The 14,045-nt window shown below is 68.1% G+C and carries 12 protein-coding genes and 3 tRNA genes; 5 read left to right on the top strand and 10 right to left on the bottom strand.

All coding sequences use genetic code 11. From position 1 onward, the window contains the following. Window positions 1-26: 26 nt before the first annotated feature. From nusG to G6N46_RS23695, 10 genes are all read right to left on the bottom strand, one after another. The gene (gene nusG / locus G6N46_RS23740; RefSeq protein WP_174814086.1) at window positions 27-857 is read right to left on the bottom strand and encodes a transcription termination/antitermination protein NusG; all 831 of its coding nucleotides are present in this window, start codon (window positions 855-857) and stop codon (window positions 27-29) included. 52 nt (window positions 858-909) lie between these two features. After that, window positions 910-1,374, bottom strand: a complete 465-nt coding sequence (gene secE, locus G6N46_RS23735) for a preprotein translocase subunit SecE (RefSeq protein WP_138250514.1) — start codon at window positions 1,372-1,374, stop codon at window positions 910-912. A gap of 63 nt (window positions 1,375-1,437) precedes the next feature. Next, window positions 1,438-1,510 (bottom strand) — tRNA-Trp (locus G6N46_RS23730). A 144-nt stretch (window positions 1,511-1,654) separates the two neighbouring features. Next, window positions 1,655-2,167 (bottom strand): (3R)-hydroxyacyl-ACP dehydratase subunit HadC, encoded by a 513-nt coding sequence (gene hadC, locus G6N46_RS23725; RefSeq protein ID WP_138250515.1) that lies wholly within the window; start codon window positions 2,165-2,167, stop codon window positions 1,655-1,657. Window position 2,168: 1 nt separating this feature from the next. Then, window positions 2,169-2,597, bottom strand: coding sequence for a (3R)-hydroxyacyl-ACP dehydratase subunit HadB (hadB, locus tag G6N46_RS23720; protein WP_138250516.1), 429 nt, complete (start codon window positions 2,595-2,597; stop codon window positions 2,169-2,171). Continuing rightward, on the bottom strand, window positions 2,584-3,063 hold the full coding sequence (gene hadA, locus G6N46_RS23715) for a (3R)-hydroxyacyl-ACP dehydratase subunit HadA (RefSeq protein ID WP_138250517.1): 480 nt from the start codon (window positions 3,061-3,063) through the stop codon (window positions 2,584-2,586). Before hadA ends, hadB begins: the two co-directional genes overlap by 14 nt. Window positions 3,064-3,072: 9 nt before the next feature. Continuing rightward, window positions 3,073-3,240, bottom strand: a complete 168-nt coding sequence (gene rpmG, locus G6N46_RS23710) for a 50S ribosomal protein L33 (RefSeq protein WP_003881823.1) — start codon at window positions 3,238-3,240, stop codon at window positions 3,073-3,075. A 35-nt stretch (window positions 3,241-3,275) separates the two neighbouring features. Further along, window positions 3,276-3,352: transfer RNA gene (locus G6N46_RS23705), tRNA-Met, on the bottom strand. Window positions 3,353-3,419: 67 nt separating this feature from the next. Further along, a tRNA-Thr gene (locus G6N46_RS23700) sits at window positions 3,420-3,492 on the bottom strand. A gap of 366 nt (window positions 3,493-3,858) precedes the next feature. Continuing rightward, a complete protein-coding gene (locus tag G6N46_RS23695) occupies window positions 3,859-4,698 on the bottom strand; it encodes a type IV toxin-antitoxin system AbiEi family antitoxin (protein WP_138250518.1) in 840 nt (279 codons plus the stop codon). Between the two features lie 266 nt (window positions 4,699-4,964). On the opposite strand from G6N46_RS23695, the gene G6N46_RS23690 reads away from it, so the two are divergent. The 5 genes from G6N46_RS23690 (at window position 4,965) to G6N46_RS23670 (ending at window position 14,028) form a co-directional block, all read left to right on the top strand. Beyond that, window positions 4,965-5,678 carry an MBL fold metallo-hydrolase gene (locus G6N46_RS23690; RefSeq protein WP_138250519.1) on the top strand — a complete coding sequence of 238 codons (714 nt, stop codon included), beginning with the start codon at window positions 4,965-4,967 and terminating at the stop codon, window positions 5,676-5,678. A gap of 101 nt (window positions 5,679-5,779) precedes the next feature. Beyond that, window positions 5,780-6,616 (top strand): DUF8453 domain-containing protein, encoded by an 837-nt coding sequence (locus G6N46_RS23685; protein WP_138250520.1) that lies wholly within the window; start codon window positions 5,780-5,782, stop codon window positions 6,614-6,616. 70 nt (window positions 6,617-6,686) lie between these two features. Beyond that, window positions 6,687-7,385, top strand: a complete 699-nt coding sequence (locus G6N46_RS23680; protein ID WP_138250521.1) for a crotonase/enoyl-CoA hydratase family protein — start codon at window positions 6,687-6,689, stop codon at window positions 7,383-7,385. A gap of 47 nt (window positions 7,386-7,432) precedes the next feature. Further along, window positions 7,433-10,723 carry an exodeoxyribonuclease V subunit gamma gene (gene recC, locus G6N46_RS23675; protein ID WP_138250522.1) on the top strand — a complete coding sequence of 1,097 codons (3,291 nt, stop codon included), beginning with the start codon at window positions 7,433-7,435 and terminating at the stop codon, window positions 10,721-10,723. Beyond that, window positions 10,723-14,028, top strand: coding sequence for a UvrD-helicase domain-containing protein (locus tag G6N46_RS23670; RefSeq protein WP_138250523.1), 3,306 nt, complete (start codon window positions 10,723-10,725; stop codon window positions 14,026-14,028). Before recC ends, G6N46_RS23670 begins: the two co-directional genes overlap by 1 nt. The last annotated feature ends 17 nt before the right edge of the window (window positions 14,029-14,045 follow it).

Below are 14,045 nucleotides of genomic sequence, written 5' to 3'. Positions count from 1 at the left end.
TGCTAACCGGGAGCCGAGGCTCGCGATTAAATCTTGCTGACCTGCGTGAAGGTCAATTCGACCGGCGTCTCGCGTCCGAAGATGGACACCAGCACCTTGAGCTTCTGCTGCTCGGCGTTGACCTCGCTGATCGACGCGGGCAGGGTGGCGAACGGACCGTCCATGACGGTGACGGACTCGCCGACCTCGAAGTCGACCAGGATTTCCGGACGCGCCAGGGTGGCTTCGCTGTCGGCACCCGATGCCGCGGCAGCCGCGGTCGCCTTGGCAGGCTTCTTCGCGGCACCCTGCGGCAGCAGGAACTTCACGACATCGTCGAGCGACAGCGCCGACGGCTTCGAGGTCGCGCCGACAAACCCGGTAACCCCCGGGGTGTTGCGCACGGCGCCCCACGACTCGTCGTTCAGGTCCATGCGCACCAGGATGTAGCCCGGCAGCACCTTGCGGTTGACCTGCTTGCGCTGGCCGTTCTTGATCTCGGTGACCTCTTCGGTCGGCACCTCGACCTGGAAGATGTAGTCGCCGACGTCCAGGTTCTGCACGCGGGTCTCGAGGTTGGCCTTCACCTTGTTCTCGTAACCGGCGTACGAGTGGATGACGTACCACTCGCCTGCCTGACGACGCAGCTGCTTCTTCAGCGCGACCGCGGGATCCTCGTCCTCGGGCTCCTCGGCGGCGGGTTCCACCGTCTCGTCGACGACCACGTCGCCCGCCTCGGGCGCGTCTGCGGCGTCGTCCGAGTCGGCGGTGTCCACGGTCTCGTCAGCGTCCACGGTCTCTTCCGAGGTCTCCACCGACTCGACTGCCTCGGCGGTCACGTCGGACTCGTCCGAAGGTGTCTCGCCATCGAAAGTCACGGTAGTCAGTCCTCTCTTACGTTCTTGGGCTCGTCCCGGCGGGCGCTCGGCGTCAGCCGAACACCCACATGACGAGCTTGGCGAGACCGAGGTCGACCCCACCGATCAGCGCCACCATGAAGACCAGGAACACGAGCACGACGGTCGTGTAGCCGATCATCTGCTTGCGGTTCGGCCAGATGACCTTGCGCAGCTCGGCGACGACCTGCTTGAGGTAGTTCCAGACGAACACGAACGGGTTCCGGGTGGGGCCCGTCTTCTTGGACTTTTCAGCCTTCTTCGGCTTGGACTTCTTGCCGGCGTCGGCCGCGCTGTCGTCGGCGTCGGAGTCCGTGTCGCCGGTCTCGACGTCCGATTCGGACTCGTCGACCTCGACGGCCCGCCGGGCCCGCTTTCCGGTCGGACGCGCGGGGCGCGTCACAACTGCGGTCTGGCCCTGCGACTCGCTTTCGCCCGCGTCGGTGCCCGCATCAGTACCGGCGCCTGCGGAGCCGGCACTATCGCGCTCGTCGCTCACCGCATGCCTTTCGTCTGTTCCAGGTGGTCACTATTCCAGTGTCCACATCGGTATTCAGTTGAGCAGGGGCGACAGGACTTGAACCTGCAACCTGCGGTTTTGGAGACCGCTGCTCTGCCAATTGAGCTACGCCCCTTCAGCACCGACCAGGTCGGCGCTTCCAGTTGGGTCCTCACACAATTCGCGCGCTCCCCGATCGGTCGATGTGTAACCGACGGACAGCGCGCTGAAAAGGGTGGATCCCCGAGGACCGAGTGTACATCGGCCCGTGTCTGAGTTACTAATCCGCTCCGACGGCCGAGCGCAGCACCTGTCCGCTCTCGCGGTCGTAGCGCACCGACACCGAATTGTCGCCCTCGTGGCCCATCAACGTGGTGTAGGCCTCCATGATGATGTCGCCATCATCGTCGGCGAGGGTGTTGCGGGTGACGACGATGTCGGCGTTGAAACGGTTGTCCACCGACATGACTTCCAGTTCGGCATGCAGCCGGTCGCCCACCTTGATCGGGCGGCGGTAGACGAACTTCTGGTCCACCTGGATGATCTGCATCGTCTCGATGCCGACGTCGACATTGCGGAAGAAGTCCTGTTGCACCAGGTTCGCCACGATCGACACGAACGTCGGACCGGCGACCAGGCTGTCATGGCCCAGTTCCGCCGCGGCGGCCTCGTCGATGGATGCCGGATCCTCGGACTTCACCGACTTGGCGAACTGCTTGACCTGTTCGCGGCCCACCACGAATACCTCGGGGTACTTGTAGACCATCCCGAGGATGTTTGCCTTCAAAGCCATGTCAGGCCAACTTCGCGGTCGCGACGGCGCGGCCGAAGATCTTCTTTCCGCCGGTAGTAGCAGAAAGGGCGATCGTCACCGACTTGGCTTCCTCGTCGACCGACTTCACGCGGCCGCTGAAGACCAGCTCGGCGCCGACGCCGTCGTTGGGCACCGGGACCACCGCAGTGAAGCGGACGTTGTATTCGGTCACGGCAGCCGGGTCACCGACCCAGTTGGTGATGAAGCCGCCGCCGAGGCCCATGGTCAGCATGCCGTGCGCGATGGCGGTGTCCAGACCGACCTGCTTGGCGATCTCGTCGTCCCAGTGGATCGGGTTCAGGTCGCCGGAAACGCCGGCGTAGTTGACCAGGTCCTGCCGGGTCAGCTTGATGATCTTCTCGGGCAGCTCGTCGCCGACCTTGACCGAACTGAACTCACGAAGCGCCATCTGAGAATCCTCCCTGTCCGTCCTCATCAGCCGACCGACCCGCCAGGGTCGTGTAGGCCTCCTGCACAACCTCACCGCGATCGTTCGTGATGATGTTCTTGTTCACGACGATGTCGGTGCCGTGTGCCCGCCGGAACGAGTCGACGTACACGTCGCAGTAAAGCTTGTCGCCCGCTTTGATGGGCTGCATAAACTTCAGCGATTGATCCACATGGACGATCTGGGCGTCCGAGATGGCGATACCGGCCGCGCCGAACATCGCGAGCTGCGCTTGGTAGCCGAAGATGCTGATGAAAGTCAGCGGCGCCAGCAGCACGTCGTAGCCGAGCTCGGCCGCGGCAGACTCCGTGTAGAAGGACGCGTCGTCGTTCTGAACGGCGATCGCGTGCTCACGGATCTTCTCGCGCCCGACCTCATAGCACTCGGGATGCCGGTAGTGGAAACCGACAATGTCCGCCAGACCCACGGCGAGTGGCTAACGCGACTCTTTGTGCGGCTGGTGCGTACCGCAGTTAGGGCAGAACTTCTTGATCTCAAGACGATCCGGGTCGTTGCGACGGTTCTTCTTGGTGATGTAGTTACGGTGCTTGCACACCTCGCAGGCCAAGGTGATCTTCGGCCGTACGTCGGTACTCGACGCCACGTCTTCGCCTCTTTCGCTTCGAATCTCTGTTGTGCTGGTAGCGGTGGGGAGGCTCGATCTCCCGACCTCACGATTATGAGTCGTGCGCTCTAACCAGCTGAGCTACACCGCCCCGACAGACACAGGCGGCGCAGCGGCGGATTTTTACTTCCGTCGCTCCGCTCGCCATATGTCCACCGAGCCCCCTAACGGAATCGAACCGTTGACCTTTTCCTTACCATGGAAACGCTCTGCCGACTGAGCTAAGGGGGCCTGACCCTCGGTTTCGAACTGCCGGTTACGACCGTCTACCCCGTGGGCCTTAAAGAGGTTACCGTCTCGCTGTTTCACCTGCCAAAACGGCAGCTCAATCCCACTATTTTGACTCATTCAGGCGCGTTGCCACGGGTCTGCTCCCGGATTCTGCTCGGCTTCTGCCACGCCACGACGCGACGCTGCCGACAACCCCGCCCAGCCGGCGTCCCGGTCAGCACGGAAATCAGGTGACGAAAATCCGTGGCTTCAATCACGCCGTACTTCGTCACGCGCGATTGAAGCCACGTACTTCTGCAGCGTTGAAACGGTCCCTGGGCTCAACCGCCCGCCCGACCCAGACGTGCTGATTGAGCTCAGGTACTTCTACGCCGCCCGCCACCCACGGCGGTACAAGGCTGCCGCCACCCGGGCCAGGACGTCATCGTCGGTGTCCTCGTTGATGACCCTGATGACGATCCAGTTCAGCGCTTCCAGCTTGCGCAACGCCTTCAGGTCGCGGACGTACTGCTCGCGATCGGTCTGGTGGTGACCTCCGTCGTATTGCACCCCGACCAGAAGGTGCTTCCAGCCCATGTCGAACTTGGTGATCAAGCGATTGCCGTCATGAACCGGGATCTGGGTGTCGGCCGGGCGCATACCCGCGTCGGTGAGGAGCAACCGCACGCGCGTCTCTGGCGGCGACTCGGCGCCGCAGTCTGCCAGCTCCAGAGCAATCCGGAGCTGTTCGAGACCGCGCGCCCACGGATACCGCGCAGCGATCGGTTGAACATCACGCAAGCCGACCCTGCCCACCCACAGCAATGCGTCGATCCGCGCGACCGCCTCGTCGCGGTCGAGGTGGCGACCCAGGTCGAAGATCGTCCGCGCCGGCGTGGTGACCGGAATGCCGTCATAGGTGGTGACCTCGTCCGCCTTGTACGACTCGTTCCGGGCGATCAAGCCCTTCGGCGGGTGACCATTCGTCCACAGCATCTCGATCGGGACGTCGTCGTCGACGTATTTCGCCCAGTGCAGCGCCGACGCCGCCACGCCGGCGACGACGCCGCGCCGGCCGGACCACAACCACGCACCGCGCGCACGGTCTCGGACGGTGGGCTCGGCGGGTCCGTATATGTCCGGGAACATGCGCCGGTAGTGCCGCCGCAGGTCGTTGCGGGTGACCTTCCCCGCGGCCAGTGCCTCGCTGCCGATGAAAACCCCCATGGCGCGATGTTGTCGACAATGGCCGACACCGCCGTGCCCGAACCGCGCCGCCGAGTTCGCTCTGTGGATGAAATCCGCACTGTGGATTGCCCGGCGGGCGCGAAATCCGTCACTTCAATCAGCAAGCCGACCGACGGCTCCCGACTGATGTCAGGGACGCCGCGCACCCGAAATCGGTACGTGGCTTCAATCGGCGCGCGATGGGGCACCACGAGATTGAAGCCACGCACTTCAACGCGGGCGGACCACCCTCCTAGGCTGTCGGCATGCCTGACGACCGCCTGTATTTCCGCCAGTTGCTCGCCGGCCGCGACTTCGCGGCGACCGATCCGATCGCGGCGCAGATGCGCAACTTCGCCTACCTCATCGGCGACCGGGAGACCGGCGACTGCGTGGTGGTCGACCCGGCCTACGCCGCGGGGGATCTGGTCGACGTCCTCGAGGGCGACGGCATGCACCTGTCGGGCGTGCTCGTCACCCACCACCACCCCGACCATGTCGGCGGCTCGATGATGGGCTTCGAGCTCAAGGGGCTGGCCGAGCTGCTGGAGCGGGTCAGCGTGCCGGTGCACGTCAACGCCCATGAGGCGGACTGGGTATCGCGGGTCACCGGCATCGCGCCATCGGAGTTGACGTCCCACCAGCACGGCGACGTCGTGCAGGTCGGGTCCGTGCCGATCGAGCTGCTGCACACCCCCGGACACACTCCCGGCAGCCAGTGCTTCCTGCTCGACGGCCGATTGGTGGCCGGCGACACGCTGTTCCTGGAGGGCTGTGGCCGCACCGATTTCCCGGGCGGGAACGTCGACGACATGTTCCGCAGCCTGCAGGCGCTGGCCGCGTTGCCCGGTGACCCGACGGTCTTCCCCGGACACTGGTATTCGGCCGAACCCAGCGCGCCGCTCGACGACGTCCGTCGCACCAACTACGTCTACCGGGCACGCGACCTGGATCAGTGGCGCATGCTGATGGGCGGGTAGCGGCGCAGCTACCTTTCGCTCTCCGTTGTACAAGTCAACCAGCGAATATTAGTCTCAGTGTCGGATTAAACCGATCGGTGACTTGACGACTGGATGGCGCGGTGGACTGGATATCTCGACGCTGGGACGACCTGACAGGTCTGGGATCAGGCAGCTGGCTGGCCATCGCGGCGTGGGCCGCCCTGGCGTTCGGCATCGTCGTACTGATCGCGGTGAACCGCCAGCTCTCCAAGAATCGCCAGCTCAAACAGGATCAGGTTCGCCCGCAGGTGACCATGTTCATGGAGCCGCACGCGTCGGACTGGCATCTGATCGAGCTGGTCGTCCGCAACTTCGGGCAGACGGCGGCGCACAACATCTCGTTCGATTTCACCAATCATCCGACGGTCGCCATCTATGAGGATTCCGACCACGACGGCGAACTCGACGTCACCGAGCTGCGACTGCCCAGCGAACTCTCGATCCTGGCTCCGGGGCAGGAGTGGCGAACCATCTGGGACTCGGCGATCAGCCGCGAGGAGCTGGGCGGGTCCATCCGCTCCCGGTTCGAGGGGACGCTCACCTACTACGACATGCCGGCGCCGGCGCAGGGCAAGAAGTCGCGGTTCGGGCGCAAGCCCCGAGAGTTCGAGTCGAAGGCGGTGCTCGACTGGGCCGCGCTGCAGCCGGTGCAGCGGTTGGAGCTCATGACGACGCACGACCTCGCCAAGCGCGAGAAGCAGAAGCTCGAGCTGCTGCGCAGCGTGCTGACGTACTTCCACTACGCCTCCAAGGAGACGCAGCCCGACGTCTTCCGCGCCGAGATCGACCGGATGAACCGGGCGGTCCGGGAGACGCAGGACCGGTGGCGCAGCCGCGCAGCCGACGAGACCACCGAACTGGAAATCCAGTGGTTCGACGACGGCCCGAAGGGCCGGCACCGCAACGCCGTCCACTGACTGGGCAAATCCAGCTGGGCTACCGCCGAGTAACATCAGCGCGAATCTGTTCCCAACGCAGGGAGAGCCCATGAGCACCGTCAGCTACTCGGTGACCGACGCGGTCGCCACGATCACGCTGGACGACGGCAAGGTCAATGTCCTGAGCCCGACGATGCAGCAGAACATCCACGCCGCGCTGGACCAGGCCGAGCAGGCCGACGACGTCAAGGCGATCGTTTTGGCCGGCAACAACCGGGTGCTCAGTGCCGGTTTCGACCTCGCCATCTTCGGCTCCGGAGACGCGGCGGCCGGGTTCGCCATGCTGCGCGGCGGCATCGAGCTGATGGACCGGATCCTGCGCTTCCCCGTCCCCGTGGTGGTCGCTGCCACCGGACCGGCCGTCGCCGGCGGATCGTTCCTGCTGTGCTCCGGGGACCACCGCATCGGTTCCGAGAAGACCCGCTGCCAGGCCAACGAGGTGGCCATCGGCATGACGGTGCCGCAGTCCTGTATCGAAATCCTGCGGATGCGGCTGACCAATTCGGCCTTCCAGCGGGCGGTCGGCCTGGCCGCGACGTTCACCGGTGACGAGGCGCGCGCCGGCGGCTGGCTGGACGAGGTCGTGGCGCCGGAGGACGTGCTGAGCCGTGCCCAGGAGGTGGCCGCCGGATTCGCCGCGACGCTGCACACCCAGCACCACCTGGCCAGCAAGCTCAAGGCGCGCGCCGCTGGGCTCGCCGCGATCCAGGCCGGCATCGACGGCCTGGCCGCCGAGTTCGGCGGGTAACGCCACACCTCGACGACGCTGTCGGTGCCCCGACCTAGGGTGGTCCGATGGCGCTACACCTGCACCGAGCCGAAGACACCGGCGCGCTGGCCGCCGGGCTGGGTGCGCTGCTCGCCGAACCGCTGACCGACCCGTTCGCCGCCGAGCTGGTGCTGGTGTCCGCACGCGGTATGGAACGCTGGCTCAGCCAGCAGCTGTCCCATGTGCTCGGCACCGGCACGGCGCGCGACGGCGTGTGCGCGGGCATCGAATTCCGCTCCCCCACATCGCTTCTCGCCGAGATCACGGGCACTGTGGACGACAATCCGTGGGAGCCCGACGCCCTGGTGTGGCCGCTGCTGGAAGTGCTCGACGAACTGGGCGCAGACACCCCATGGGCGGACACCCTCGCCGCGCACCTCGGCTACACCGCGCTGGGCAACCCGGAGGAAACCCAGCTGCGGCAGGGCCGTCGATACGCGGTGGCCCGGCGGCTGGCGGGCCTGTTCGACACCTACGCCAAAGCCCGGCCGGCGATGCTCGCCGACTGGCTGGCGGGCGGCGACTCCGACGGCGCGGGCGGCCGGCTGGACGACGACCTGTGCTGGCAACCGCACCTGTGGCGCGCGACGGCCGAACGTATCGACGCCGATCCACCCCCGATTCGACAATCGAAAACCCTTGCCCGGCTGGCCAATTCGCCGTCGGAACTACCGCCGCGACTGTCCCTGTTCGGGCACACCCGGTTGCTGGCGGCCGACCTCGAACTGCTCGGCGCCCTGGCCACCCACCACGATCTGCACCTGTGGCTGCCGCATCCCAGCGACCCGCTGTGGCAGGCGTTGGCCGAGCTGCGCGGTCAGGAGCCGCGGCGCGTCGACATCAGCCGGTCGCGGGTGGGGCACCCGCTGCTGCAGACCCTCGGCCGTGATCTGCGGGAGCTGCAACGCGGCCTGCCCGCCGCCCAGACCGATCAGTTCCATCCCCGCACCGGATTCCCGGACACGCTGCTGGGCCGGCTGCAGTCCGACATCTCGGCCGACGAGGTCCGGCCCGGTCAGCGGCGGCTCGCGAAGGCCGACCGGTCCGTGCAGATCCATCGCTGTCACGGCGCGGCCCGGCAGATCGATGTCCTGCGCGACGTGCTGCTGGGCCTGCTCGATGACGACGAAACGCTGCAGCCGCGCGACATCCTGGTGATGTGCCCCGACATCGAAACCTACGCGCCACTGATCACCGCCGCGTTCGGTGCGGGTGAGCATGCCGATCTCGGCCATCCGGCCCAGAGCCTGCGGGTCCGGTTGGCAGACCGCGCGCTGACCCAGACCAATCCCCTGCTCGGCGTGCTGGCCGAACTGCTCGACATCGCCGACGGCCGGGCCACCGCCAGTGCGGTGCTGAGCCTGGCGCACAGCGAGCCGGTGCGCCGGCGCTTCGCCTGGGCCGACGACGATCTGGTGGACCTCACCGAATGGGTTGGTGCAGCAGGCATTCGGTGGGGTTTCGACGCGGCGCACCGCACTCCGTACGCGCTACAGCGCTACCCGCAGAACACCTGGCAGTTCGGGGTCGACCGGCTGCTGGTCGGCGCCGCGATGTCCGACGATTCACAAAATTGGCTGGGCACCGCGCTGCCGCTCGACGACGTCGACTCGAACCGCGTGGAACTGGCCGGCCGGCTGGCCGAATACGTGCAGCGGTTGCGCGGCGTCGTCGACCGGCTCGCCGGCGCGCAACCGCTGGAGAGCTGGGTCGAGGTGCTGCGCGAGGGCATCGCGCAGCTCACGCGGGTCGGTCCCGACGAGCAGTGGCAGCAGGCGCAACTCGACCGTGAACTCGCGAAAGTGTTGGCGCACGCGGGCTCTCGGTCCGGCACGACGCTGCGGCTACCCGACGTGCGGTCCCTGCTGCAGCGGCAACTGGCCGGCCGTCCCACCCGCGCCAACTTCCGCACCGGCACGCTGACGGTGTGCACCATGGTCCCGATGCGCTCGGTGCCGCACCGCGTGGTGTGCCTGGTCGGCCTCGACGACGGCGTGTTTCCGCGCACCAACATCGCCGACGGCGACGACGTCCTGGCCCGTCGTCCGCTCACGGGGGAACGCGACATCCGTTCGGAGGACCGGCAGTTGCTGCTCGATGCGATCTGCTCGGCCACCGACACCCTGGTCATCACCTACACCGGCACCGACGAGCACTCCGGTGAGCACCGGCCGCCCGCGGTCCCGGTGCAGGAGTTGCTCGACGCGCTGGATCGGACCACGACCGAACCGGTCCGGGACCGTATCGTGGCCGATCACCCGTTGCAGCCCTTCGATGTTCGCACCGTCGCGCGCGACCGGCTGGTCCCCGACCGGCCGTTCACCTACGACCCGGCAGCGCTCCGCGGCGCCAGGGCCGTCCTCGGCGAGCGCCGGCCGAAGCCACGGCTGATCGACGGGCCGCTGGACGAATCACCGTGCGGTGACGTCGAACTCGCCGAACTGCTGAGGTTCTTCGCCAACCCGGTGAAGGGGTTCTTCCAGGCGCTGGACTACACGCTGCCGTGGGATGCCGACGAATTGTCCGATGCCATCCCGGTCGCCATCGACGGACTCGGTAAGTGGGCGGTCGGGGAACGCATGCTGGACGACCTGAAGATCGGCCGGGATCCGGACTTCGTGATCGGCGCGGAGTGGCGGCGCGGCACGCTGCCGCCGGGCCGGCTCGGCTGGCGTCAGGCGAACGAAATCCGCGGCGAGGCACTCGAACTGGCGACGGCCGCGCGGTCGTTGCAGCGAGGCGAGGCGAGCGCGCTGGACGTCGGTGTCGACCTGGGTCAGGGTCGCCGGCTCACCGGCACCGTCGCTCCGCTGTGGCAGGACCGCACCGTGACGGTCACCTATTCGAAGCTGGGCGCCAAGCACCGGCTGCAGGCCTGGGTCACCCTGGTGGCGCTGGCGGCGGGTGCCCCGGAGCGCGAGTGGGAGGCGTACTGTATCGGCCGCGGTCCGCGCGGCGGCGTGCAGGCCATGGGTTATCAGCCGCCGGAGCAACCGCTCTCGGTGTTGCGCGACCTGGTTGCGATCTACGACGCGGGCCGCCGCGAACCGCTGCCCCTGCCGTTGAAGACGTCGCTGGAATGGGCGCGGGCACGCCAATTCGACGATCCGGTGCCGGAGCGGGGCGCCGAGTCGGAGTGGCGGTTCGAGAAGGACGGCGCCGAGCACGTGGAGGTCTGGGGTGCGGCCGCGCCGTTGCAGGTGCTGCTCGACCCGCCGCGGCCCGACGAGGTCGCCATCCGGGGCGAGACCACGCGCCTGGGGGCGTACGCGTCCCGGCTGTGGCAGCCGCTGCTCGACGCGGAGCGGCGGATCTGATGGACGCGTTCGATCTGCTCGGCCCGCTGCCCGACCGCGCGACGACGACGGTGCTGGAGGCCAGCGCCGGCACCGGCAAGACCTATGCCCTCGCCGGTCTGGTGACGCGCTACGTCGCCGAGTGCGTGGCCACGCTGGACGAGATGCTGCTGATCACCTTCAGCCGGGCAGCCACCCGGGAACTGCGCGAACGAGTGCGGGCGCAGCTCGTGAAGACCGTTGCCGCGCTGGCTGATCCGTCCGAGGACGACGACGACCTGATCCGTCACCTGGCGGCCGCGGAGCCCGGCGAACTGGTGCAGCGGCGTGCCCGGCTACGCGATGCGCTGTCGGATTTCGACGCCGCGACCATCGCCACCACGCACGAGTTCTGCGGTCTGGTGCTGCGTTCCCTCGGCATCGCCGGCGACACCGACTCCGGCGCGCAACTGGTCGAGAGCCTCGACGATCTGGTGGGCGAGATCGTCTCCGACCTCTACCTGACGACCTATGGGGACCAGCGCGACGAGCCCGCGCTGAGCTTCGCCGAAGCGCTGGATCTGGCCAAGAGGGTCGTCGGCGATCCTGGCGCGCAGCTGCGGCCCGTCACCGCCGACCCGGACAGCGTTGCGGCGCAGCGCCTGTCGTTCGCCCGGGCGGTGCTCGAGGAACTCGAACGCCGCAAGCGCCGGCTGGGGGTGCTGAGCTTCGACGATCTGTTGAGCCGGCTGGCCACCGCGCTCGAGGAGCCCGATGCGCCGGCCCGCGACCGGATGCGCCGGCGCTGGCCGATCGTCATGGTCGACGAGTTCCAGGACACGGACCCGGTGCAGTGGCAGGTGATCTCGCGGGCGTTCGTCGGCCACAGCGCCGTCGTCCTGATCGGCGACCCGAAGCAGGCCATCTACGCGTTCCGCGGTGGCGACATCGTCACCTACCTCGATGCCGCGCGCAGTGCCGACCAGCGGCTGACCCTGGCCGAGAACTGGCGCAGCGACAAGGTTCTGGTGGACCGGCTGCAGACGGTGCTCAAAGGTGCGGCTCTCGGCGACGACGACATCGTGGTGCACCCCGTCGAGGCCCGCACCGACCGCCACCGGCTCACCGGGGCCCCGCGCAACGATCCGTTCCGGCTCCGGGTGGTCGCGCGCACGGAGTTCGGGACGCCGCAGCGCCGGATGGTTCCGATCGGCCAGTTGCGGCCGTACATCGCCAGGGATCTCGCCGCCGACATCTCGGTGCTGCTGGCCAGCGGCGCGCAGTTCGATGGCCGGCCGCTGACCGCCGGCGATATCGCGGTGATCGTCGACAGTGGCCTCGATGCCATCCCGTGCCGGGATGCGTTGCTGGACTTGGGCATTCCGGTGGTGTACTCGGGCGATACCGATGTGTTCGCGTCGACCGCGGCGGCGGAGTGGCTGCGGCTGCTCGATGCCTTCGACACCCCGAACCGCAGTGGCGTCGTGCGGGCCGCCGCGACCACCATGTTCTTCGGCCACCGCGCGGCCGATCTGGCCGCCGGCGGCGACGAGCTGACCGACCAGATCACCACCACCGTCCGGCAGTGGGCCGGCCTGGCCAGGGACCGCGGCATCGCGGCGGTGTTCGAGGCGGTGGTGTCGTCGGGCCTGCCCGAGCGGGTACTCGGGCATCGGGGCGGTGAACGGCACATGACCGACCTCGCGCATGTCAGCCAGCTCCTGCACGAGACCGCCCACCGTGAGCGTTACCACCTACCCGCCCTGCGTGATTGGCTGCGCCGCCAGATGAAGGACCGCGCCGGCCCGGCTGAACGCAACCGCCGGCTGGACAGCGATGCCGCGGCGGTTCAGATCATGACGGTGTGGCGCAGCAAGGGGCTGCAGTTCCCTGTCGTGTATCTGCCGTTCGGGTTCAACCGGTTCACCAAGACCGACACCGTGCTGCGGTTCCACGACACCGACGGCACGCGGTGCCTGCATGTCGGTGGCGCCGGGGCCACCGACCGGGCCGCGGCGGAGCAGGCCGGCGAGGCCGAGACCGCCGGCGACAACGTCCGGCTCACCTATGTCGCGCTCACCCGGGCGCAGTCGCAGGTGGTGGCGTGGTGGGCGCCGTCGCGCGACGAGCAGAACGGGGGCCTGTCGCGACTGCTGCGGGGCCGCCGGCCCGGCGCCACCGCGGTACCCGACTGCGCCACGCCGCAGACGCTTTCCGACGACGACGCGCTGGCGTGCTTCACCGCGTGGGAGCACGCGGGCGGTCCGGTGGTCGAGGCGGCCGAGCCCGTCGCGCCGATGTCGCCGCCGGCGCCGGAGGCCCCCGCGGACCTGGACGTGCGGCATTTCCATCGCAGCATCGACACGCATTGGCGACGGACGTCGTACTCGGCGCTGGTGCGCGTCGTGCACGACGACGGGCAGGCGGTGAGCAGCGAACCGGACACCGCGCTGCGGGATGACGAATCCGCCGACGTCGTTCCCGAGGCACCGCCTCCGCTGCCCGGCGACCTGCCGTCGCCGATGGCGCAGCTGCCCGCCGGCGCCGCGTTCGGCTCGCTGGTGCACGCCGTGCTCGAACGCGCCGACCCGCTGTCCCCGGATCTGACGGCCGAACTGGCAGCCCGGATCGACGAGCAGGCGGGGTTGTGGAACGTCGAGGTGCCGACCGATGAGCTGGCGCCGGCCCTGGTGCCGATGCACGACACCCCACTCGGCCCGTTGGCGCCGGGCCTGACGCTGCGACAGATCGGCTTGCGGGATCGGTTGCGGGAACTGGATTTCGAGATGCCGCTGGGCGGTGGCCAGGACCGGCCGGACGCGGCGCGGGACATCCGCCTCGGCGACGTCGGCGCGCTGGTGAGCGAACTGCTGCCGGCTTCCGATCCGTTGTCGGCCTACGGCGCGCGGTTGCAGGCCGAACCGCTCGGACACCAGCGGTTGCACGGCTATCTGTCGGGTTCCATCGACGCGGTGCTGCGGGTGCCGGGCGAGGGCGGCCACAAGTATCTGGTGGTCGACTACAAAACGAACCGACTGGGCGACTTCGGCGCCGAGAACACCGCGGCGGACTATACGGCGCCCCGGCTCGCCGAAGCCATGATGCATTCCGACTACCCGCTGCAGGCGTTGCTGTATTCGGTTGTGCTGCACCGATTCCTGCGGTGGCGGCTACCCGGCTACGCGCCCGCCCGGCATCTGGGCGGTGTGGCCTACCTGTTCGTGCGGGGCATGTGCGGCGCGGCGACTCCCCTGGTCGAGGGGAACCCGTGCGGCGTGTTCAGCTGGCAGCCCCCGGTCGAGCTGGTGAGCCGGCTGTCGAATCTCCTGGATGGGGCGACATCATGACGACACCGCTGGAGGTA

The sequence above is a fragment of the Mycolicibacterium phocaicum genome (assembly GCF_010731115.1).
Taxonomy (GTDB): Bacteria; Actinomycetota; Actinomycetes; order Mycobacteriales; family Mycobacteriaceae; genus Mycobacterium; species Mycobacterium phocaicum.
Note: the sequence above shows the minus strand (reverse complement) of the source record. Positions and strands in the feature narration are given on the sequence as shown.

Bases quoted from the DNA above. Each gene is read 5' to 3' on its own strand.
- G6N46_RS23690 (WP_138250519.1), top strand. From the start codon at position 4,965: ATGCCTGACGACCGCCTGTATTTCCGCCAGTTGCTCGCCGGCCGCGAC.
- G6N46_RS23680 (WP_138250521.1), top strand. From the start codon at position 6,687: ATGAGCACCGTCAGCTACTCGGTGACCGACGCGGTCGCCACGATCACG.
- hadB (WP_138250516.1), bottom strand. From the start codon at position 2,597: ATGGCGCTTCGTGAGTTCAGTTCGGTCAAGGTCGGCGACGAGCTGCCC.
- G6N46_RS23670 (WP_138250523.1), top strand. From the start codon at position 10,723: ATGGACGCGTTCGATCTGCTCGGCCCGCTGCCCGACCGCGCGACGACG.
- recC (WP_138250522.1), top strand. From the start codon at position 7,433: ATGGCGCTACACCTGCACCGAGCCGAAGACACCGGCGCGCTGGCCGCC.
- G6N46_RS23695 (WP_138250518.1), bottom strand. From the start codon at position 4,698: ATGGGGGTTTTCATCGGCAGCGAGGCACTGGCCGCGGGGAAGGTCACC.
- hadC (WP_138250515.1), bottom strand. From the start codon at position 2,167: ATGGCTTTGAAGGCAAACATCCTCGGGATGGTCTACAAGTACCCCGAG.